17 protein-coding genes and 6 tRNA genes are annotated in these 20,914 nt (G+C 35.8%); 8 read left to right on the forward strand and 15 right to left on the reverse strand.

Annotated features, from left to right (window positions below):
* Positions 1-73: 73 nt before the first annotated feature.
* Positions 74-1,252, forward strand: a complete 1,179-nt coding sequence (locus tag ACJMLO_RS00910; RefSeq protein WP_405293011.1) for an argininosuccinate synthase — start codon at positions 74-76, stop codon at positions 1,250-1,252.
* Positions 1,253-1,267: 15 nt separating this feature from the next.
* Here the strand turns inward: ACJMLO_RS00910 and ACJMLO_RS00915 are convergent, their stop codons facing one another.
* Positions 1,268-2,911, reverse strand: coding sequence for a helicase C-terminal domain-containing protein (locus tag ACJMLO_RS00915; RefSeq protein ID WP_405293013.1), 1,644 nt, complete (start codon positions 2,909-2,911; stop codon positions 1,268-1,270).
* 119 nt (positions 2,912-3,030) lie between these two features.
* On the opposite strand from ACJMLO_RS00915, the gene ACJMLO_RS00920 reads away from it, so the two are divergent.
* Positions 3,031-3,759, forward strand: a complete 729-nt coding sequence (locus ACJMLO_RS00920) for an NAD-dependent protein deacylase (RefSeq protein ID WP_405293015.1) — start codon at positions 3,031-3,033, stop codon at positions 3,757-3,759.
* On the opposite strand, the gene sfsA is transcribed toward ACJMLO_RS00920, so the two are convergent.
* Entirely contained in the window at positions 3,706-4,449 is a 744-nt protein-coding gene (gene sfsA, locus ACJMLO_RS00925) for a DNA/RNA nuclease SfsA (protein ID WP_405293017.1), read from the reverse strand. The genes ACJMLO_RS00920 and sfsA overlap by 54 nt on opposite strands.
* The gene (locus tag ACJMLO_RS00930) at positions 4,436-5,977 is read right to left on the reverse strand and encodes an NAD(P)H-hydrate dehydratase (RefSeq protein WP_405293019.1); all 1,542 of its coding nucleotides are present in this window, start codon (positions 5,975-5,977) and stop codon (positions 4,436-4,438) included. Before ACJMLO_RS00930 ends, sfsA begins: the two co-directional genes overlap by 14 nt.
* Before the next feature lie 70 nt (positions 5,978-6,047).
* On the opposite strand from ACJMLO_RS00930, the gene ACJMLO_RS00935 reads away from it, so the two are divergent.
* Positions 6,048-7,178: an NAD-binding protein gene (locus ACJMLO_RS00935; protein WP_405293021.1), complete on the forward strand. Its 1,131-nt coding sequence runs from the start codon at positions 6,048-6,050 to the stop codon at positions 7,176-7,178.
* Between the two features lie 3 nt (positions 7,179-7,181).
* On the opposite strand, the gene ACJMLO_RS00940 is transcribed toward ACJMLO_RS00935, so the two are convergent.
* The 4 genes from ACJMLO_RS00940 to ACJMLO_RS00955 form a co-directional block, all read right to left on the reverse strand.
* Positions 7,182-8,990 carry a hypothetical protein gene (locus ACJMLO_RS00940; RefSeq protein WP_405293023.1) on the reverse strand — a complete coding sequence of 603 codons (1,809 nt, stop codon included), beginning with the start codon at positions 8,988-8,990 and terminating at the stop codon, positions 7,182-7,184.
* Between the two features lie 100 nt (positions 8,991-9,090).
* Entirely contained in the window at positions 9,091-9,975 is an 885-nt protein-coding gene (gene fhcD / locus ACJMLO_RS00945) for a formylmethanofuran--tetrahydromethanopterin N-formyltransferase (protein WP_405293025.1), read from the reverse strand.
* Between the two features lie 95 nt (positions 9,976-10,070).
* On the reverse strand, positions 10,071-11,135 hold the full coding sequence (locus ACJMLO_RS00950; protein ID WP_405293027.1) for an acyltransferase: 1,065 nt from the start codon (positions 11,133-11,135) through the stop codon (positions 10,071-10,073).
* The gene (locus ACJMLO_RS00955) at positions 11,136-12,209 is read right to left on the reverse strand and encodes a UPF0104 family protein (RefSeq protein WP_405293029.1); all 1,074 of its coding nucleotides are present in this window, start codon (positions 12,207-12,209) and stop codon (positions 11,136-11,138) included. It abuts the gene before it with no gap.
* 77 nt (positions 12,210-12,286) lie between these two features.
* Here ACJMLO_RS00955 and ACJMLO_RS00960 point away from each other — a divergent pair, with 77 nt between their 5' ends.
* Positions 12,287-13,720 (forward strand): TrkH family potassium uptake protein, encoded by a 1,434-nt coding sequence (locus ACJMLO_RS00960; protein ID WP_405293031.1) that lies wholly within the window; start codon positions 12,287-12,289, stop codon positions 13,718-13,720.
* 54 nt (positions 13,721-13,774) lie between these two features.
* Positions 13,775-14,425, forward strand: coding sequence for a potassium channel family protein (locus tag ACJMLO_RS00965; protein ID WP_405293033.1), 651 nt, complete (start codon positions 13,775-13,777; stop codon positions 14,423-14,425).
* On the opposite strand, the gene ACJMLO_RS00970 is transcribed toward ACJMLO_RS00965, so the two are convergent.
* From ACJMLO_RS00970 to ACJMLO_RS01005, 8 genes are all read right to left on the reverse strand, one after another.
* The gene (locus ACJMLO_RS00970) at positions 14,414-15,019 is read right to left on the reverse strand and encodes an MBL fold metallo-hydrolase (RefSeq protein ID WP_405293034.1); all 606 of its coding nucleotides are present in this window, start codon (positions 15,017-15,019) and stop codon (positions 14,414-14,416) included. The two genes, ACJMLO_RS00965 and ACJMLO_RS00970, sit on opposite strands and share 12 nt — an antisense overlap.
* A 59-nt stretch (positions 15,020-15,078) precedes the next feature.
* A tRNA-Trp gene (locus tag ACJMLO_RS00975) sits at positions 15,079-15,226 on the reverse strand.
* 51 nt (positions 15,227-15,277) lie between these two features.
* On the reverse strand, positions 15,278-15,688 hold the full coding sequence (gene hjc / locus ACJMLO_RS00980) for a Holliday junction resolvase Hjc (protein ID WP_405293036.1): 411 nt from the start codon (positions 15,686-15,688) through the stop codon (positions 15,278-15,280).
* A gap of 93 nt (positions 15,689-15,781) precedes the next feature.
* Positions 15,782-15,857: transfer RNA gene (locus tag ACJMLO_RS00985), tRNA-His, on the reverse strand.
* Positions 15,858-15,889: 32 nt separating this feature from the next.
* A tRNA-Leu gene (locus ACJMLO_RS00990) sits at positions 15,890-15,972 on the reverse strand.
* A gap of 55 nt (positions 15,973-16,027) precedes the next feature.
* Positions 16,028-16,102 (reverse strand) — tRNA-Glu (locus tag ACJMLO_RS00995).
* Positions 16,103-16,127: 25 nt separating this feature from the next.
* A tRNA-Ile gene (locus ACJMLO_RS01000) sits at positions 16,128-16,201 on the reverse strand.
* Between the two features lie 3 nt (positions 16,202-16,204).
* Positions 16,205-16,277, reverse strand: a tRNA-Asn gene (locus ACJMLO_RS01005).
* A 192-nt stretch (positions 16,278-16,469) separates the two neighbouring features.
* Here ACJMLO_RS01005 and ACJMLO_RS01010 point away from each other — a divergent pair.
* From ACJMLO_RS01010 to ACJMLO_RS01020, 3 genes are all read left to right on the forward strand, one after another.
* Positions 16,470-17,450 (forward strand): radical SAM protein, encoded by a 981-nt coding sequence (locus tag ACJMLO_RS01010; RefSeq protein WP_405293038.1) that lies wholly within the window; start codon positions 16,470-16,472, stop codon positions 17,448-17,450.
* A 211-nt stretch (positions 17,451-17,661) separates the two neighbouring features.
* A complete protein-coding gene (locus ACJMLO_RS01015) occupies positions 17,662-19,764 on the forward strand; it encodes a hypothetical protein (protein ID WP_405293040.1) in 2,103 nt (700 codons plus the stop codon).
* Positions 19,765-19,941: 177 nt separating this feature from the next.
* Complete coding sequence (locus ACJMLO_RS01020; protein ID WP_405293042.1) at positions 19,942-20,910, forward strand: NAD(P)H-dependent glycerol-3-phosphate dehydrogenase; 969 nt, start codon at positions 19,942-19,944, stop codon at positions 20,908-20,910.
* Positions 20,911-20,914 lie beyond the last annotated feature (4 nt).

Genomic DNA, 20,914 nt, shown 5'->3' on the forward strand with positions numbered 1-20,914 from the left:
TTTTTAAAATTATAAATACTATTAAAAATATACTATTTACTGTAAAACTTATTTTTATTATATGGTGAATTAAATGACTGATAAAGTAGTTTTAGCATTCAGCGGAGGACTTGATACCTCTGTCTGTGTTAAATTATTAGAAGAAGAATACGATGTAGAAGTTATTACTGCATGTGTGGATGTAGGACAGGGCGAAGTAGAGATGGAAAAGGCAAAAACAATGGCATCCAAAATCGGTGGACTCAAACACTACAACATTGATGCTAAAGAGGAATTTGCAAACGAATACATCGCACGCGGCATTAAGGCAAATGCCGAATATGAAGGATACCCTTTAAGTACCGCACTTGCAAGACCATTGATAGCTCAAAAAATTATAGAAGTTGCTGAAAAAGAAGGAGCAACTGCAATTGCACACGGATGTACCGGAAAAGGAAACGACCAGTTCAGATTTGAAGCGATTATTCTTTCAATGTCAGATTTAGGCATTATTGCACCAATCAGAGAAATGAATTTGACAAGAACCGAAGAACAGGAATATGCCAAATCCAAAGGCATCGAATTGAGCTATGATAAAATTTACAGCATTGACGAAAACCTCTGGGGAAGAGCAATTGAAGGGGATGTCCTGGAAGACCCTGCAAATGAGCCTCCTGAAGACATTTACGAATGGACCGCCTCATGGAAGGACGCTAAAGACGAACCTGAAAAGGTATCCATTGAATTTGAGGAAGGAATTCCTGTTGCAATAAATGGTGAAATGATGCCATTGATTGAAATCATCAAAAAATCAAATGAAATAGCAGGAAGCCACGGCATCGGCAGAATCGATACCATTGAAAACAGAATGATCGGCATCAAAAGCAGAGAGATCTATGAAACTCCTGGCGCAAAATTACTGATTGCTGCACACCAAGCATTGGAGGAATTGGTTTTAACTACCGACGAATTAAGATTTGCAGAATACATGTCAACCCTTTATTCCGACTTGGTCTACAGAGCACTATGGCAGGAACCATTAAGAGACGATTTAGACCAGGCAATCGACAACATGCAGGAAAGGGTAAGCGGAGAAGTCGTGATGAAAATATTCAAAGGTTCAATCCAACCTATTGTGAGAAAATCACCGTTCAGCTTACACAGCATTGAACAGATTACATTTGAAGACAAGGAAACTGACCAAAGAGAAGTTGAAGGTATGATCAAATACCACGGTCTTCAAGCTGCAAATTACCAAAAATTAAACAGATAGCTTTACGCTATCATTCTACTTCTTTTTTTGAACCGCTTCAGCAAAATATTCATTGAAAAATCCACGATTATATTCAAACAGTTGCCTGAAACTGGAATCGATTATATACATTACACACCAGTCATCCATATCACGAATACCTCTACCATAAGCCTGCATCAGTGCCATAACTGTTTGATAGTAAAACCATTTGGGATCAAGGTCACGGCGATATTTTACCTGTTCATTCAGTTGAGGATAGGGAATCTTAAATACAATCTGGAATCTGCATAAATCTCCCTTGAAGTCAACACCATCCTTAATTGAAGCTCCAATAAGAATCAGATTTTCCTTTGTCTGGGTAAATTCCTTTAAAACCATGTTTCTGTCTTCACCACCAACAAATATTAACGGATAATCCTTTAGCTGATCCATTATCCAAAATGCCTGCTCATTGCTTGACGTGTGAATAACTCCCTTTTCATCTGAATGTTTATCCAGCAACTCCCGAATCTTTTTAATTGCCCTTGGATTTTTCCAGTTTGGCTTTTTACCTCTAGAGCCACTCATCCGACCGACAAAATCAGTATAAATTGGCCTTTTGGCCACATCAAATGGCGATTTCTCATAAATATAATATGTCTCATCAGGATTGATGTTATTCCATTCACAGAACTTGTCCTTGCTTCCCAGCGTTCCTGTTAAAAATATGCAGATATTTCCCAAACTCAAAAGGTTTTGAGTATCATCAACAACGGAATATGGTTTGAACTCTGCTGAGATGTCCATCTGATTTTTTAAAATGCTCTCCTTACCCGGCAGGTCAATGATCAGTTCCTTGTGAGCCAGACCCAGAGAAATAGAAGCGAAATTTTTCATGTCCTGTTCGAGATTCTGCTTTTCGACATAATCAAAATTGGAATACTTTGAAGGGTCGTTTTCAAACTCATCCAGAGTGACCTGAACTGTCTTATTGGCATCCCCTTCGATTTTTTTGATTCTTTTTTTACATTCCTTTATTAAATCATCACATAATCTTGTCCAGTACTCCGGATTTCTTTTCAAATCGTTGATTGATTTAGTTGCATGCATTATAGGCTCAAAAATATCAATACCGAATTTTGTTGATATATATTCACGATTAAGATCACAGGATGAAAGCATCAGCATCTTACGCTCCAGATTATGGGCCTCATCCAAAATCAGAAGTTCCCTTGAATCCAAAAGAGGATTTGCAACTCCTGCATAATAGAGAAAATCATAATTTGTTATAACGTTTTTGGCTTCAACCGCTTTTTTAAAGGCCATTTGATACTCGCAATCGCTGCATCTCCTTAAATTGTACTCTGCCTTAATACAGAAATCGCAACTTCCCTTGTAGTTACATTTATAATTTCCCCGACCCTTAATTTCAACAAGCATATCTCCAAAATCATCCAGGTACTGTTCCTGAAGCTGCTTTGTCATTGTCAGGATATATGAATCCTCATACATATTTGCAAGTGTTGTGGCGATAGCGGATTTTCCTATACCAGTTCCGGCTTCCAGGATGATGTTTTTAAAGCCTTTTTTAATTGCGAAATTAATTTCATTAATCAGTTTAATCTGGCTGTTTCTGGGATTATACCTTGGAAGCGACCAGTAAACCATCCAATCAAGATTTGAATCATTGTTTTCCATGAAAATCCTCGCAAAAATTAATAACAAGTTAATAATACTACTCTGTTAAATATCATATTTAAAAGTTTATTAATGAATCTGGGGAAAAATTAATATTTGTTAATAATATAAATATTAATATGTCTAAAATTAACCGATTACAAGAAATTATCGACTCTTCTGATAATATTGTGTTCTTTGGAGGTGCAGGAGTATCAACAGAAAGTGGAATACCCGACTTCAGGTCAGAAAGCGGAATTTTTAAAAGTTTAAAAAAATATGGTGACACACCTGAAAATCTGGTTTCCCACACCTATTATATGGACCATACCGAAGAATTCTTTACATACTACAAGGAAAATCTTGTTTTCAAGGATGCAGAGCCTAACCCGGCCCATTTGAAATTGGCAGAATTGGAAAAAGCCGGAAAATTAAAGGCTGTCATTACCCAAAATATTGATGGCCTTCATCAAAAGGCAGGAAGCAAAGAGGTTTTTGAGCTTCATGGAAGCATCCACAGAAATTACTGTCAAATCTGTAACAGAGAATATGGTTTAAATCATATTTTAGAAAGTGATGGCATTCCAAGGTGCGAATGCGGAGGAATCGTCAAACCGGATGTGGTTTTATATGAAGAGCCATTGAACAATGGCGTTTTAAGCTTTGCAATTGATTACATTCAAAATGCTGAAACTTTAATCATTGGAGGAACCTCACTTGTTGTATACCCTGCAGCAGGACTGATAAATTACTTTAACGGCGACAATTTGGTGTTGATTAACAAAAGCGAAACTCCTTATGATGATGTTGCAAATCTAGTCATTAACGACGCTATAGGCAAGACTTTCTCCCAAATCAAAATCCAATGATTCGGGAATTAATTCAATACCTTCAAGCTGATTGTCACATCGATAGACCAAAATTTCAACCCCTTTACTGTAAGCTTCATTTAAAGTCTCAGAAAAGACCGGATCATTTTCCCAGTTGGGCCTGAAGAATTTTCCGGCAGGATGTTGAATCAGGAAAAATACACAGCATCGGTTTCCCTCCTCCTTAAGCTTAATCAATTCTTTCAGGTGTTTTGCTCCCCTTTCGGTTGGAGCATCCGGAAATCTTGCTTCCCCATCAACAATCAGCGTAACTCCCTTTACCTCAACGTAACATGAGTCAACCAGAAAGTTCATGCCGCAACAATCGTCCTCATGGTTTGCCAAGTATATATCTATTCTTGAGTTTTCAACTGTTTTTTCTCTTTGATGATAATCATAACCCACAAGCTCTTTTATCTTGCCACTTACAATGGCATCATATACGATGCTGTTGGCCTGCTGTGAGTAAAGTGATACAAGTACTCCCTTGTTCTCGACAAAGTGCAGGGAAAATTTTGTCTTTCGATTAGGATTGTCGGATGGTTCAAGCCAAACAACCGCATTTTCAACCAATAATTCCTTACATCTTCCCGTATTCGGCACATGAGCAATTTCCAGACTCCCGTCAACTTCCACTTCTGCAATGAATCTGTTGGGACGTGCCTTAAAAATGCCCTTAACATAATCCATCCCTAATCACACCACCAATGCAGGATACCAAGTCACTTGCTGAAAATCCGTTGCCCTTCTCGTCGTATGCCTTATCACCAGCCAACCCATTAATGAAAACTCCCAATGAAGCTGCATCAAAGGAACTCAAATCCTGTGTGAGCAATGCTGTGCAAATTCCAGCCAGAGCATCGCCAGTTCCCCCAACGGTCATGCCGGCATTGCCCGTTTTATTAATCTTGAATTTGGTGCCGGATAAGACCAGATCATATTTGCCCTTAACAACGACAGCTCCTTTTATTTGGCGAGTGATTCTCTGAAAAGCGGTGATATTTTCATCCACATTTTCGAAATCATAAGAATCAATATCCAGCCTTAAGTCATCATTGACATTGAAAAAGGATTTGAATTCAAAAATATGAGGAGTCAATATGATGTCTTCGCGATTTTTGATTAATGAGATGTCAACCTGCTTTAAACTATCTGCATCCAGAACCATAGGCTTTTTGATTTTTGCAACCAGAACATTGAATAGCTTTGCAGTTTCTTCATCAATCCCTGCTCCCGGACCAATCAATACTGCATCAACCTTTTGAGACAATTCCAAAATGTCCTGCAAATTATTCAATGACAACTTATCCCCCTCAAGGGATTTGACAATTAAATCAGGAGATGTTGACTTTATGGCCTCTGCAGCATTTTGAGGGCTTGCCACATAAACCAAATCGCAACCCGCACCGATTGCCGCCATTCCCGCAATGGCCGGAGCACCGGAATACTCTTTAGACCCACCAACAATAAGCAGACTACCGTTGTTTCCTTTATGGGATGCTGATTCCCTGCCTTTAAGTCTTAAAAAGTCTCCAAAATTGACGAAATATTCTGCTTCAAATGGAATTCCAATATCAGCAGTTACAAGACCTCCGACCAGTTCCTCATCAGCGTCACGCACACCGTCCTTAATCTTGTGAAAGCTGATTGTGTAATCCGGAACAACCGCCAAATCATTAACTTCACCGGTTAGAGGATCCATACCCGAAGGCACATCAACACTTATCTTAACCCCATTTGACTCATTGATAATCTCAATGGCCCTTTTGACATTGGTCTGGAGCTTCCCTTTGATTCCAGTTCCCAAAAGCCCGTCCACAATGACATATTCCGCATCATCATTTCCTGCAACTTCACAGCCATTGATATCCTCCAATGTTTTTAGATTATAGATAGTCAAACGTGACAATCTAGGTTTCATGTTTTGCAAAATTTCAAAGTTTATTTTGGCCTCATGAGAGCGGATATTGTCTTTAAGCATGTAAATGTCAACATCATATCCTCTATTCAAAAGGTATCTTGCAGCAACAAAACCGTCACCGCCATTTCCTCCAGAACCGGTGAATATCACTACCTTAACTGGTTTTGAAAATGTATATACTGCAATCTTGCCCACTTCCTCAGCCAGTGACTTTCCGGCTGATTCCATTAAGCATAATCTTGACAATCCCAAATATTCACAATTAAAATCGGTAACCATCATATCTATCGGTTTCAAAAAATCACCTTTAACTTAAAATATAACAATTTAATATAAATATAATTATCTTAATTTAGGGAAAAATTTCATGAGGAAAATTACATTAAAAATTTTAACAAGAATATCCACAAGAATTGTTGCAAGTGGATTGATATTGGTTATTGCATTGTTTATTTATGGAATCATCGGTTCCATCATCATAATGGACCTGAATTTCATAGATTCCATTTACTATACTGTAACTACCATGGCAACAGTAGGATATGGGGACTATCTTCCCCATACTGGGATTCAAAAGATGTTTGCAACCACTCTAGCGATTGGAGGAGTTGGGCTGCTTGCTTATGTATTTAACTTAATATTAACAAATTTTCAAGAAAGAATGAGCAGATTTTCTAAGGGAGCGAGGAAAATGGGAACAATTAAGAATATGGATGATTATTTCATTCTTTGCGGTTATGGAAGAGTGGGAAAAGTAGTGTTTGAAGAGCTCACACAAAGAAATCAGAATGTGATAGTGATAGATAAAAGTGAAGAGGTATGTGAAAATATTAATGAATCAAATTCCGTTGTCGTGCTTCAAAGAGATGCAACAGAAGACGATTTGATTTCTGAATTGGCCGGCGAGAAATGCAATAGCGTTATAATAAGTACCGGAGATGATGTGACTAATCTATTCATTGTATTAACAATTCGTGAAACAAACCAGAACACATGGATTGTGACCAGAGCAAGCAAAATGGAAAACATTTCACGACTTAGAAAAGCCGGAGCGGATAAAATAGTGTCTCCGGAAGTCATTGGAGGAAAAGACCTATACTACGAAGCAACAACCCCACATGTATTAAGACTGACCGTAAGACACAGTTCCGATGAGATATTAAATGAATTTAAGGTTATTAGTAAGTATGGCTGCACATTAGAAACCATTGATTACCATATACCGGGAATTGAAACACCATTAAAGAGAAAAATCAAGACCATGAATATGGAAGACGGCATGCGCTATACCAATTATCTAAAATCACATCCAGATGCAAAGGCGGCCTTGGATAACTTATATAACAGCACAAACAATATCCATTCCCACTTAATATCAGGCCCTGACAGGGCTACTTTCGATAAACTCATTAAGGATTTGGAAACCAAGGAAAAGATATTGGGCAAAAATTTAAGCGATAAAGAGATAGCCAAAATGACAAGAAAATATCTTGAATGATATTTATTCCCTAATATGAATCTTGCCTTTGAATGAAACAGAATATCTGATATCATCAGTATATCCAACAACCTCATGACTTCCCGCTGTCAGGAATTTAGGATTGAATTTGGCAATTCCCTTTTTATTTGTCTTTATTTTGAATAGCTTGGAATCAACCTTTAGTTTAATTTTAAGGTTTTTTATCGGCTTTTTTGTTTTGCTATCCTTGACGGTTATGTCAAATGTCTTGGACTCATTGACGAATTTAGTTAATTTTGATGATTTAACAATTGTCTGTCTTTTAATCAACTTGTCAATGTTTCCAAATTGATGAACTCCAAGCAATTTGGAAGACGGAGTTTTCGGCAAGCTATTTTTAGAGTAGAATTTGCCCATAAACTTAATGTCATCTTTCAGGTGCCCCGTGCTTCTTCCCATCAGATGCCCATTATCATTTGCACCGTAAACCTTTAATTTTGAAGTGGTTTTGCCTTCAGAGGTTGTCGCTTTCCAATGGAATGCTGTGGCATCCCTTCTGTTTACACCATATGAATCGGTGGCCGCAATCTTAATGGCTGCCTTGGCAGGGTTTTTAGAGAATTTTTCCCAGGTTCCATGTCTAAAGCAGGATTTTCCGTTAGGAACGCTTATATATTCACCCGGCTTTAATTTGCCCTGATAAATGCCGCTTGCCCAAACAAGTGCATACTGTCCATTCGGTGCCTTGATTGAAAAGTGGCCCAATCCCAATATTCTTTCATATTGCTGGATTTGGTCAAGATATGATTTTTTGATCTTTCCAGACTTGATCATTATTCCCGCAAGCCTTTCAATGGCATGATTGATGGCAGGGTTGTCCATACCACCAGTTCCCGCCATCCAGCCATCACAGGTTGTCAGTGAATGGAAAAAGTAACTGTTGGTTTTATATTGTTTGACGGCGGCCTTGCCATTCAATTTATATTTGACAATATGTATAGTTTTAGCGTTGGTCGCATCTCTTCTAAAACCCGCAACAGCTTCCGAGTTACTGACCTGCACGTATAATGAAGTGCAACCAGTTTCCGCAGTAGGCCGGACAGTTAAAGTTGCTTCAGATTTCCCAGATACAATGCCATTATCATTGACATAAGAAACAACCCTATAGGAACCTGTCCTGAAATTCTTCCTTAACTTAGCGATTCCGTTGGAATCCGTGGTTGAATAATACAGTTTACACTTATTATGTTCATTGTAAACCTTGAATATTACTTTAACTCCTTTAACAGGATTTTTAGTTATCTTATTTATCACTTTTGCCTTGAAAAACAAATCTGAATGCCAGTATGTTTTATAGTTTTTAGCAGTGATTTTTAATGCCGGCTTCTTAACATTGACGAGAACATTCGCATTGCTTGCCGTGAAGTTCTCATCACCGTCAAACTTGATTGCAGTGGAATAGGTGCCAGGCTTTAAATTGAGCTTCAAAACGATTCTTCCAGAATTATCGCTGATTTCATGATGAACTTTATTGTCAATGATAATTGAAAGGTTTTTGTTAGATATGGGCCGATTATGACTGTCCTTTAGATAACTAATCAGTTCCAAATCTTCCTTGTAATATTTGCATACATTTTTGGATTCGATTTTGGTATCCATCCTAACTTGGACATCTCCCGGATCATGCAGATCTTCCTCACTTTCGATTTCACCGATTATCTCGCCCGCATCAATACTTTGAATATCTTGTAAAGTACTGTTATCGGTAATGTCGTGTGATGCTGATGCAATTCCAACTGTTAGAATTACTAAAAGAAATAATGGAACCACTAAAAAATTTCTTGCAAACATAATCACTACCCATATAATAATTCTATTTAATCAAAGCCGAAAAAGATTTTAAAAAAATAAGTGCAAAAAAGTAAAAAAAAGTAGAGAAAAGGTAATTTCTCTAGAATAAATCTTGTAAGTGGATTTGGTAAGGACCTAAGCTTCCACCGTAGTTACCAGCGCCGATTTCAATAACACCAGGAATTTGGCAAGCAGCTTCAATACCTGCTTTCATAGCAGCTTTGACTGATTCTTCATCGACACCATCAATAACGATTTCCATGTTTCCGAATACGTTTTCCGGTAATTCAGTTTCTACTTGATCTTTTAATGTTACACATTCTTTTTCGTTGGTAGATGCACTCATGAAAGAGTATTTGGAACCTGTTTTGGAACCAGAAGCAACCATACCGCCTGAGAAAGGAGTGATTACACCAGCAACAGCATGAATAGCATCAACAGCAGCTTCAGCAGCAACAATGGAAGACATTTGACTGTCAGCCATGATAAAGAAGTTTCCACCAGCCACTCCATCTTTGAATCCCATTTCGTCTTCAACTAAGAATTCACCAGACATAATAGGAATTACATGCATTTTTTTACCGTTTACATCTTTTTCGGTTTCGAATCCGTCACCGAAGAATTTGAGTTGTTTTCCTGTTGGGAATGCTTCTTCACTTTCTAAAGCATTAAATGCAGCTGCAGTAGGAGCAGTTAAAACACATTGACCAATTCTGTCCATAATTTGTCCGCCTAAAGCTTTTTTAGACATGTGGCAAATCATGATTGCGTAACCAGGTCTTCCATCTGGAGACTCGGTTGGAGGAACGTATTGGTCAATACCTGCTTCTGCAGGACATCCGATAACTGAAGTAGCAAATCCGGTAGCTTCAGTAGCTGCAATTTTAGCTAAATGTTTAGTAGCTGCAGTAATAATTAATCTAGATACTTTAATTCCAAAACCTTCAGCAAAGGTATCTTGTATTTTTACACCATTAATTTCCATATTTTCACCAAAATTTTTTTAAAAATTAAATTTTTTGTGATAATTAAATTTATGATTATATATTAAAATAAAGTTTTCTATTTGAAATTATGAAATTATTTTACACCAATAAAATCGTTTAAAAATGGGATTTTAGCTAAAATATAAATTATAATCCATGATACGATAAATCCCGCAATAAACAGAATGATATAGTCAAGGGTGAAATTGAATGAAAGATGCAATACCTTACGAACAACCATTATAATCTGACTGTGAATCAGATACATCCCATAGCTGCACACCGCAATTGAAGATATGGCATTTGTAAAAGAGCCTGGCAGATTATTTATAGACTTGGCGGACTTAAATAAGCAGAATACTCCAACAGCCTCAATCATGACCAGAATTGAGTACCTGTGAAAAACAAAGAGAATGTCGCTATTTACGACACTATATGAATAGGCAAACATTATCGCTGCCGGCAAAATAATTAAAATTCCCGCAACGGCAGGATTATTGAAAATCCTTCTCTCAGTATGCCTCAAATAATAACCCAAAACCACAAAGCCAATTGGGCTTATAAAGAATGATATTATCTCGGGAACAGGAAGCATCAACGAATAAACCGCAAAAATGTAAACAGCCCATATTATCAGGAAGTATTCAATTTTAGAAAAATCCGTGCCGTTTATCCATTTATTTAAAATCGGCATCAATATGTACATGCCAAGCATCATCCAGAAGAACCAGTAAACTGCAGATCCGGGTGCCTTACACAATAAAGTGTCTATAAATACCTTAAAGATATCGAAAAATCCAAATTGAGTAACGAAATTAATGCTTGAGATGAAATATGAACTGATTACAAGCATTAAAGTGAAAATAACTGACCAGAATATGAACGGTTTTGAAATACGAATTATACGTTTTGATAAGAAGTTTTTAACTTCCCATTCACGTCCAAGCAACAGTGCACCGGAAAGCATCAGGAACAATGCGATTCCAATTCTGAAAAAGTTGTTTGCAAATATCTCAAAAGCACCGCTGGGCGAATAAATCGTTGAGACATTATAGTTCATGATTTCTCCAAGATGGCCTGTGACATGCAGAAGCACAACACACAAAATTGCAACGGCCCTTAGAGCATCAAAATAAAAAATTCGTTTGGATTGGTTCAATTAACTCATCTGCTCCTCATCCGAGTCATCCTGAGGAGTTTCTTCAATTTCTCCTGAAGATGGTGAAAATGATATTTTATCTAAAACTGATGAACCGTAATACGGCAATATTACCAAACCAATTATTGTAGCCATCCAGAATGAAATCAGCCTTTCAATAACAGTTGCCGCAGCACTTAATGAAAATGAAATTCCTGCTGTTGAGTAGAATGTCATCATTACTCCGTCAACAGCTCCAAGACCTCCAGGAAGCAATGGAATCATACCGACAAGTGAAGCTACGATGAATACTTCAGCAATAACGAGGAAATTGATATGGGCTCCAAATGCCAAAAAGACCAGATAAACCCTGAATATTTCAAAAAACCAAATCAGAAAAGACAATGGAATAGTATAATACAATACCTTTTTATTTGACATTAACATACCCATGGTATCTTGAAATCCGAAAATGGCTCCATGTATTTTATTTTCCAGTGCTTCGGAGTTTTTCTTATAAAATCTTCTGACAATACCTATAATCCACCCGTCAACCCGTTTTCCGAAATTGGGATTGATGCACATATAAATAAGAACTATTAAAATAACAACAATCACAATGACCGCCAAAATCATTACAACAAGCAACCATGATGGAACATCGAAGTGAAATGCCATCGCCGTTACAGTAATTGCAGCCAATACTATGAATGGGAATGTGTCCAAAGCCCTGTCGGCAACAACCGTTGCAAATGTTTCTTTCATGGGATAGTTTTCTTCCTTTGCTAAAATATATGCCCTTACAGGTTCTCCACCACCACGTCCTGATGGAGTGATGTTGTTTACTGCAAGCCCTACCAATACCATTGGAAGCAATTTCTTAATACCCACATCCATGTCCACAATACGGTTAAGTATTTGCCAACGCAAAGTGTATAAAAAATAAGTAAAGACCTGAATTCCTATAGCAATAGCTATGATTCCGATATTGGCTATCTTCAAAGCATCAATAACCTTATCTATTCCAACAAACCATAACATTATGATTAAAATAAGAATACCGAAACCCAATAACAAAATAGTTTTGCGGTCCATGATTCTACCTCAATTAAATACTATTTAATTCATTATACTTAAAAATTTATATAGAAATGTATACTAACTTTTAACTAATGAGGTATATTACTAAAACTGATTTAGTTATTGTTGCGAGAAACTCCGGATATCTTATGATAGGAATCGGAGCGATGTGTCTGATTCCGCTGATATTTGATCTGATTTATTTTGAATTCGATATCCTTAGTTTTGTCATTCCAGGATTGATATCAATACTATTGGGGGAGTTTTTCCTAAGATATTTTGAAAAGAGAGCCAACAAAAAAATACGTCTCAAACATGGGATGATGATTTCTTCATTTGCGTGGCTGTGGGCCAGCCTCATTGGAGGATTCGTCTTTATGCTTGCGACAAACATCTCACCAATCGACGGTGTTTTCGAAAGCATGTCCGCCTTAACCGGAACAGGAATGACCATGTTTGTGGATGTTGAAATTTTACCTCACAGTATCCTATTTTTCAGAGCCCTTGAACAGTGGATTGGCGGTTTGGGGGTTGTTGTTATGGTTATCGGTGTCTTGACAAAGCCCGGATCAGTATCTTCTAAACTATATCAATCAGAAGCACGTGATGAACGTATCAAGCCAAGTATCAAAACCACACTCAAAAAGACAATGGAAATATATGTTATTTATACAGTAGCGGGAATTATCCTATATCTGCTTGCGGGAATGCCTGTTTTCGATTCCATCTGCAATACCTTCAGCATCATCTCAACAGGAGGGATGAGCATCAAAAATGCAAATATGGGATTCTATCATGACAATGTCATCTACTTTATTTCAATAGTTCTGATGATTTTGGGAGCAACAAGCTTTTTAGTCCACTACAAGGTCATTAAAACAAGAGGAAGGTCACTGATTGATGATTTGCAATTCAAGATAATCATCACAGTCATTGCAGGAGTAACACTGGCTCTTTATTTTGTATCAAATATTGTTCCGATGGACTTGTTGTTTACTGTAGTCTCAGCGATTACCACAACCGGTGCAAGCGTAGCAAGTCCTGTAGTGATGGGAGGATGGCCTAGTTTCGTTATAATCTGCATAATGTGTCTGATGCTAACCGGAGGGTCAAACGGTTCTACAGTAGGTGCAATTAAGCTTGTAAGGATGATTACCTACTTTAAAGGAATCTACAGACATGTCAGAGAAATTCTATCCCCTGAAGGAAGGGTCGTACCCGTCAAATTGCACGGCCACAAGATTCCTGAAAAATCCATAGCGCAGGCAGGAAGTTTCATCACCCTTTACATGATGTTTATTATGTTTACCTGGGGACTCTTTTGCCTATTCGGATATGATCCGTTTAAAAGCCTATTTGCAGCAATGTCCCTGCAGGGAAATAACGGTTTAGAGCTTGGAATAATCACTCCTACCTTAAATCCGATATTGAAAATAGTCAGTATGTTTGACATGTGGACAGGAAGATTAGAAATCTATCCGGTACTTATAACCCTAAGAGCTGCCTTTGAAATTTTTAAAAGATAGATTTATATTATTTAAAAATAAATATTGATTATCAATTGTATAGGGGAGATTTATATGTATGCGATAATCATGGGAGGGGGTCGTGTTGGACTTTCCCTTGCGAATTTATTAATTGACAGCGGATTTGACATCACACTGATTGAAAGTGATGAAGCATTATGCAATGAAGTTGCCGCAGAACTAGATGCACTCGTTATTTGTGGAAATGGAACCAGTTCCAAACTGCTTGAAGAAAGCAACATAGAAGATGCAGATTTCTTTATTGCGACAACCGGTAACGATGAAGCAAATCTTTTATCATGCATCCTTGTTCGGAAATATGATGTTGAAACAATTATTGCACGTGTAAGTAACCCTGATCACGAAGAGGCATTCAAAGAAGTTGGTATTGATAGGGTAATCAGCCCTGAAATCAGTGCTGCAAGAGACCTTGCTCAATTTGTCACAAATCCAAGAGTATCCAAATTAACCACCCTTGGAGAAGGAGATGCGGAAATTATTGAAATGACAATAACCAATGACAGGATTGTCGGAAAACGCTTTAAAGAAGTGTCACCTGCAAAGGATTTCATTATCATTGCCACATACCATAACGGTAAGCTGATTATCCCACAGCCGGACAATACGATTGCCCGTGGGGAAAAGGTTTCCATTCTTGTTAAAAGAGGAACCCTAAAAAAGGTTTCCAAAAAGTTAGAGGACTGAATAAGACATTCTGATATGTTCATTCCCATTTCTCTCTACAATCGGACCATGGCCGGGATAGATGTTTTTAACATCCAATTCCATTAATTTTTTTACACTGTTTTTCATATCCAGATAGTCTCCGCCAATGTCCATTCTGCCAACACCCCCTCCTGCGAATATAGTATCGCCACTAATCAGGTTTTCACCATCAAAAAGGCAAATTCCACCGCTGGTGTGTCCCGGAGTGTGGATAACTTCAAAATCCTCGATTTTATCCCCATCATCCAATTCGATATCGACCCTTGAATTGTCCTCATTTTCAAAAGCGGAAAGAGAAGTTCCAAGTGTATCTTTATTTCTAATAGATATTGCATCCAATTTATGAACTGCAATTTTAGCATTTGGGAAAAAGTGATTGCCCCCAATATGGTCAAAATGACAATGAGTGTTTACAATCAATTCGATATCATCCGGTTTGACCCCATTTTCTTCGAGTTTTGAGAATAAGTAATCCTTATTTTGCCCAGCACCGGTATCAACTAAAATCTTATCATTAATCAAATAACAATTTGAATCGTAATTAAATCCTATAATAAAAACAATGTCTGACATAAAAGATAGTATAAACTGGAAAGTAATTAAAAGTTTTGAAAAAAAGTTAAGTATAAAAATGGGGTCATAGGGATTTGAACCCCAATCCGGGGATGTCTCTTGCCTCAGTACTCCAATTGATCATCACAACAAGTACTGTTCAGTTACGCGTATAGTTCTTCAAAGACAACTGGAGTCCCCGATGCTGCCAGGTTACACCATAACCCCACATAACATACAATAATAAATTACTTTTTAATAATATATAAAGATTTGCAATTATTCGAATTTCATCTGCTTATCGATACCGGCAATTTCATCTATTTCGAAACCCTTTTCAAGCGCATAATCCTTTTCAACACGATAATTGCCGGTGCGGGTTCTTGGAGTATTCTCAGGTTCTAAAAATAACCATTTGGTGTATTTGAATCTCACTCCAATATATGCTTTAGCACCGAATATTTTTGAAAATTCACAAAGCGAAGTGATCTGTTCCTCTTCAATGTAAATCTTTTCTTTTGTGGTTGTTTTAACTTCAATTGCCAAATACAATTTGCCGTTTCCAGCTAGAACATCCGGCAAAGGTCTTTTTGTAGCTCCTCCAGAAGCTGGAGCTCTCATAGCTGCAAAATTCCTATCCCATAGCTTATGTACCAAATCCCTTTCTTCAGCAGAACCTTTTTTTGCCATAATAACACTCAATTAAATAATCTGAATTTAACAATATATAAAATAAATGAGAGAGCATTTGAGAAGTAATCTTAAAAAAAATAGTATTATAAATGGGGCCGGGGCCGAGATTCGAACCCGAGTCCCAGGATCCACAGTCCTGGAGGATGACCACCTACCCTACCCCGGCGTCATGAATAATTAATAAAAAAATTGTTAAAGTGCGGGAGCAGGGATTTGAACCCTGGTAGACCTGCGTCAACAGGTCCTAAGCCTGTCCCCTTTGGCCTCTCGGGCACCCCCGCTTAAGAAAAGTAAGGATACATAGAAACCATTAAAAATCTTAACAAATTTTTTAAATGCTCCGGCCGGGATTTGAACCCGAGTCTTCGGCTCGAAAGGCCGAAATGATTGGCCGGACTACACCACCGGAGCAGATTTCATCAAGTTTAAATTACCATGGGCCCAATGGGCTTCGAACCCATGACCTTCCGGTTATGAGCCGGACGCTCTACCTGGCTAAGCTATGGGCCCAAGCGCCATCGACAGGGCTCGAACCTGTGACCAATCGGTTAACAGCCGAACGCTCTACCTACTGAGCTACGATGGCATATGATACCCATCTAACTTAACCAAATAAAACCCATGATTAAAAATCAAAAGACTTTAAACAGTAATAATAACTATGCATTCCATAGTATATAAAGGTTGTGCTTTTTTGAAGAATTTTTCAAAAAAACCACAACAACATAATTAAATTAGTCATCTTAATATATAAACTTTAAGAGCCATATATACTAACATGGATTCCAACATATTTGATCAAATTAAGAAAGCCAATGAAATCACACTGAAAAATCATGGCAATCTGATTACCCTTGAGCGAGCAGTATTCCTGTCCTGGTGGTGCGATAAGGGAGACTGTGCTTTCTGTTACATGTCCACACAGAAAAATAAAATCAAAGACCCAAAAAAGGCAAGAAGAAATATCTTAAACATTTATGCTGAAGCTGAAATGTGCAGACGTCTTGATTGGAATATTGAATTTCTATCAGGAGGCTATGAATCATTCACAACCCAAGAAATTAAAGATATTGCATCCACAATCAAGGACATTACCGGAGAGGGAGTCTGGTTAAATACTGGAATAACTGATGATTTGGCAGAATTTGGAAGTGAAATCAAAGGAATCACAGGTGCGGTTGAAGTGGCCAATCCCGAAATTCATGAAAGAGTATGCCCCTCCAAGAAATTAGCTGACATAAGCAGCATGCTAGATGTGGCAGGAGATTTAGGATTTAAAAAAGCAATTACAATAATATTGGGTCTTGGAGAAACACTGGATGATGTTTCATACATTATAGATTACATTAAAGATCATAAAATTGACAGAGTAATTTTCTATTCCCTAAACCCTCACAAGGAAACCATTTATGCCGATTCTTCCCAACCCGCTTCACTTTACTACGCTCAAGTCGTGTCCCAAGTGAGACTGGCATTTCCGAACATAGAAATAATTTGTGGAACCTGGATTGACAATTTGGCAAATATCGGAATATTGATTCTAAGCGGAGCCAATGGAATTACCAAATTCCCATTGTTTAAAATGTTTGGGACCAAATATGGAAAAAGAGTTGAAGAAGAGGTCAAATGGGCAGGAAGAGATCTTAAAGGGACATTTACTGATAAAAACAAATTAGGTCCTCAGAAAAGTGAAGTCTCACCAGATTTGGACAAATTTATCAAACGATATGTTAAAGAATCTTTAAAAAATAAATATTAAACACCACATTTTTATTAATTAACATTACCAAATCCTAATTTTTTAAAATAATAAATATAAACTTTTAAAATTAGATTTCAGTAAATAGTATATATTACCTATTGCATAATATTTATTATAACGGCACTCTCAAGAAAAAAAATAGTTCTAATGATTAACAAACCATCACAAACGTTTGAATTATTTAAAACACCTATTGGGAGAGTAAACCATGCAATTAACCATTGAAAAATTAAAAGAAGAAGCTGCCTTTTTTTGTAAACATGAAAGTAATATTACTCATAATAAATTAGTTGGAATTACTGATGGCAAAGCTATTGGAACCTATATTGAAAAGAAATTTGAGAATTATTTAAAAGACAAATATGAAGTTACTATAGGTTCAAGCGGAAAAGGAATTGATTTACCTGATTCAAATATTAACACCGATATTAAAGTAACCTCTATTAAAAAACCACAAAGTTCATCTCCTTTTAAAAATATCGAACAAAAAATTTATGGGCTCGGTTATAATCTACTTATATTTGTTTATGAAAAAAATGATTTTGAAAATAAATGTTATATTGATTTTAAACATTGTATTTTTATTGAATCCGAAAAAAGTGGAGACTACAATTTAACGAAAATATTACGTAAAATGATTGAACTTGGTGCGGATGAATCAGACATCATTGAAATTTTAAACGATAAAAATGTTCCAGGAGATACTCAGATTTTAAATAATCTTGCAAAAAAAATCTTATCAAACCCCCCAAAACAAGGTTATTTAACAATTTCCAATGCATTTCAATGGCGATTGAAATATAATAACATTCTTAATTTAGAACAAGAAATTGATGGAGTTTATAATTATAAAAAATACAACGAAGAAAAATTCGGAGATTATCAAACTCCGCTATTCTTCACCGACAAGATATGTGAATATCTGAAAAATAATTTAAAAATTACTCCAGACATTATTATCGAACCCACATGCGGAACTGGAAATTTTTTAAAAAGTTCATCAAAATTTTTTCCTGAAAAACCGCTATATGGCATTGAAATCGATTCTTCAAAATTAGATCAAGTTGATACAACAATCCCCAATCTTATATTAAAAAATGAAGATATTATAACATTTAAATTTGATAATATTAATAAAAATAATTCCTTTTTAATTATTGGAAATCCCTCATGGATTACAGAGGATAATATTTCTAAAATAAATTCTAAATCTAATTTTGATATTGCAAAAAACAATCATTTTGACATTACGGAATCCATTATATCAAAAATGATTAATATTTTTAAAAATACCCAATCAACAATCGCATTCATATGTCAAACTAATACATCAAGAAATGTTTTTATAAAAATGATTAAAACTAATGTTCCTTATAGCTTTATTAAACAAATAAATTTTGATTCTTTAGAAATTTTTAATATTAACGCAGATACATGCTTGTTTATCCTACAGTTTGGAGGTAAACCCTTAACAAATAAAACATGTGATGTTTCTAATTTTTCAAATCCCGAAAAAGTATTATACGCATTCGGTTTTATATCTGATAAATTTTATTCAAATGTTGATAACATTCACCAAATTGAGGGCAAATGTCAAATGGAATGGAGGCAAGGGGTTAAACATGACTGTGCAAAAATAATGGAATTAAGTTACAAAGATAATAAATTAACAAATAAAAATAATGAAGAGGTCATTATTGAAAATACGTTAGTATATCCCTTATTGAAAAGTGGAGATCTTAAAAAACCTATCATTAAAGATAGTTCAAAATATGTCATTATAACTCAGAAAAAAATAAAACAAGATACAACATACATTAAAAAAGAAGCCCCTAAAACATGGAATTATTTGAATAGAAACAAAGAGCACTTTGATAAGAGAAAAAGTGTAATTTATAAAAATACTCCTCAGTTTAGTATTTATGGAATTGGGGACTATTCTTTCAAAAAATATAAAGTTGCCATTTCAGGTTTTTGCAAAAACCCTGTATTTTCACTTGTATATAGTGAAAAAACTTTTATGCTTGACGATGGATGTTACTATTTATCATTCAATGATTATGATTATGCATACATTACCATGCTAATCCTAAACAGCAAATTAGTAAAAAAATTTCTTGAAAATATTGCATTTCTTGATGCTAAAAGACCCTATGCAAAGAATACATTAAAAAGAATTGATATTGGAAAATGCCTAAATTTGTTTACACTTAATGATTTAAAAGAAACTGAAAAAGAATTAGGATTAAAAGAATACATTACAATTGAAAAATTTATGAAATATGAAAATAACTACTGGAAAATGGAATAAAGTTTATCATTAATAACTCAAAATATAAAATAATCTTATTTAATCATGTAAAAAAGTTAAATATGACTGATGAAATAAATTATAATATTTAATTAAAGGAATATATAGAATCTTTAAAAAATAAATACTAATTGTAACTATATAATATTAATTAATAATCAAAACCAAGGTGTAATAATGACATTGAAAGTAGGCGTTATTGGTGCTGGTTCTCTAGGTACTGCAATTTCACAAACCATTAGTGAAAATGTAGAACAATTATTATTACATGTCAGAAAACAAGAGTTATGTGATGATATTAACAATACAGGATACAATACTCACTATTATCCTAGTCAAAAATTGAATGAGAATATTAAAGCAACAACCAAATTAAATGATTTGAATGAATGTGATATCATATTTTTAGCAATTCCATCTTCTGCTTTTAGGGAAACTTTAAAAAATTTAAAAGAAGTCATTTCCAACGATACAATTCTCGTTACAACCGCAAAAGGAATTGAATATCCCTCCCTAAAAACTATGGGCGATTTGATAGCCGAATATTTCGACAAAAATTATGTCGTACTGTCCGGACCTAATTTTGCATCTGAAATTATGCTAAATCAACCGACAGTTACAAATATTGCATCAAGAAATCCTGAAAACTCACAAAAAGTTAAGGAAGTCCTGACAACACAACGATTCAAAGTTAAGATTATTGATGACATCAGAGGAATTGAACTCTGCGGCGTTTTAAAAAATATCAATGCAATAGCCAATGGAATATGTGAAGGAATGAACATCAATGAAAATGCAAGATACGGAATCCTAACTGAAAGCTTTAAGGATACCGTTAAAATTATCGAAGCCTTTGGAGGAGTTTCACAGACTGCACACGAATACTGCGGATTCGGTGATTTGATTTTAACTTCCACTTCCTCCGAGAGCAGAAACCATACTCTTGGAATCTTATACGGTCAAAGACTAATCATTGATGAAGCTGCAAGCGGTATCGTGTTTGAAGGTAAAAATTCGATTAGAGCAGTTAAAGACATTTGTGAAAAAAATGAAATCCGCAGCGACATTGTAGATTTTGTTTATGACGTTATTATTGAAAGAAAAACCCCTATAAAAGCATTTAAAATATTATGGGAAAAGATATAGGTGA

The sequence above is a fragment of the Methanobrevibacter sp. genome (genome assembly GCF_045120835.1).
GTDB lineage: Archaea > Methanobacteriota > Methanobacteria > Methanobacteriales > Methanobacteriaceae > Methanocatella.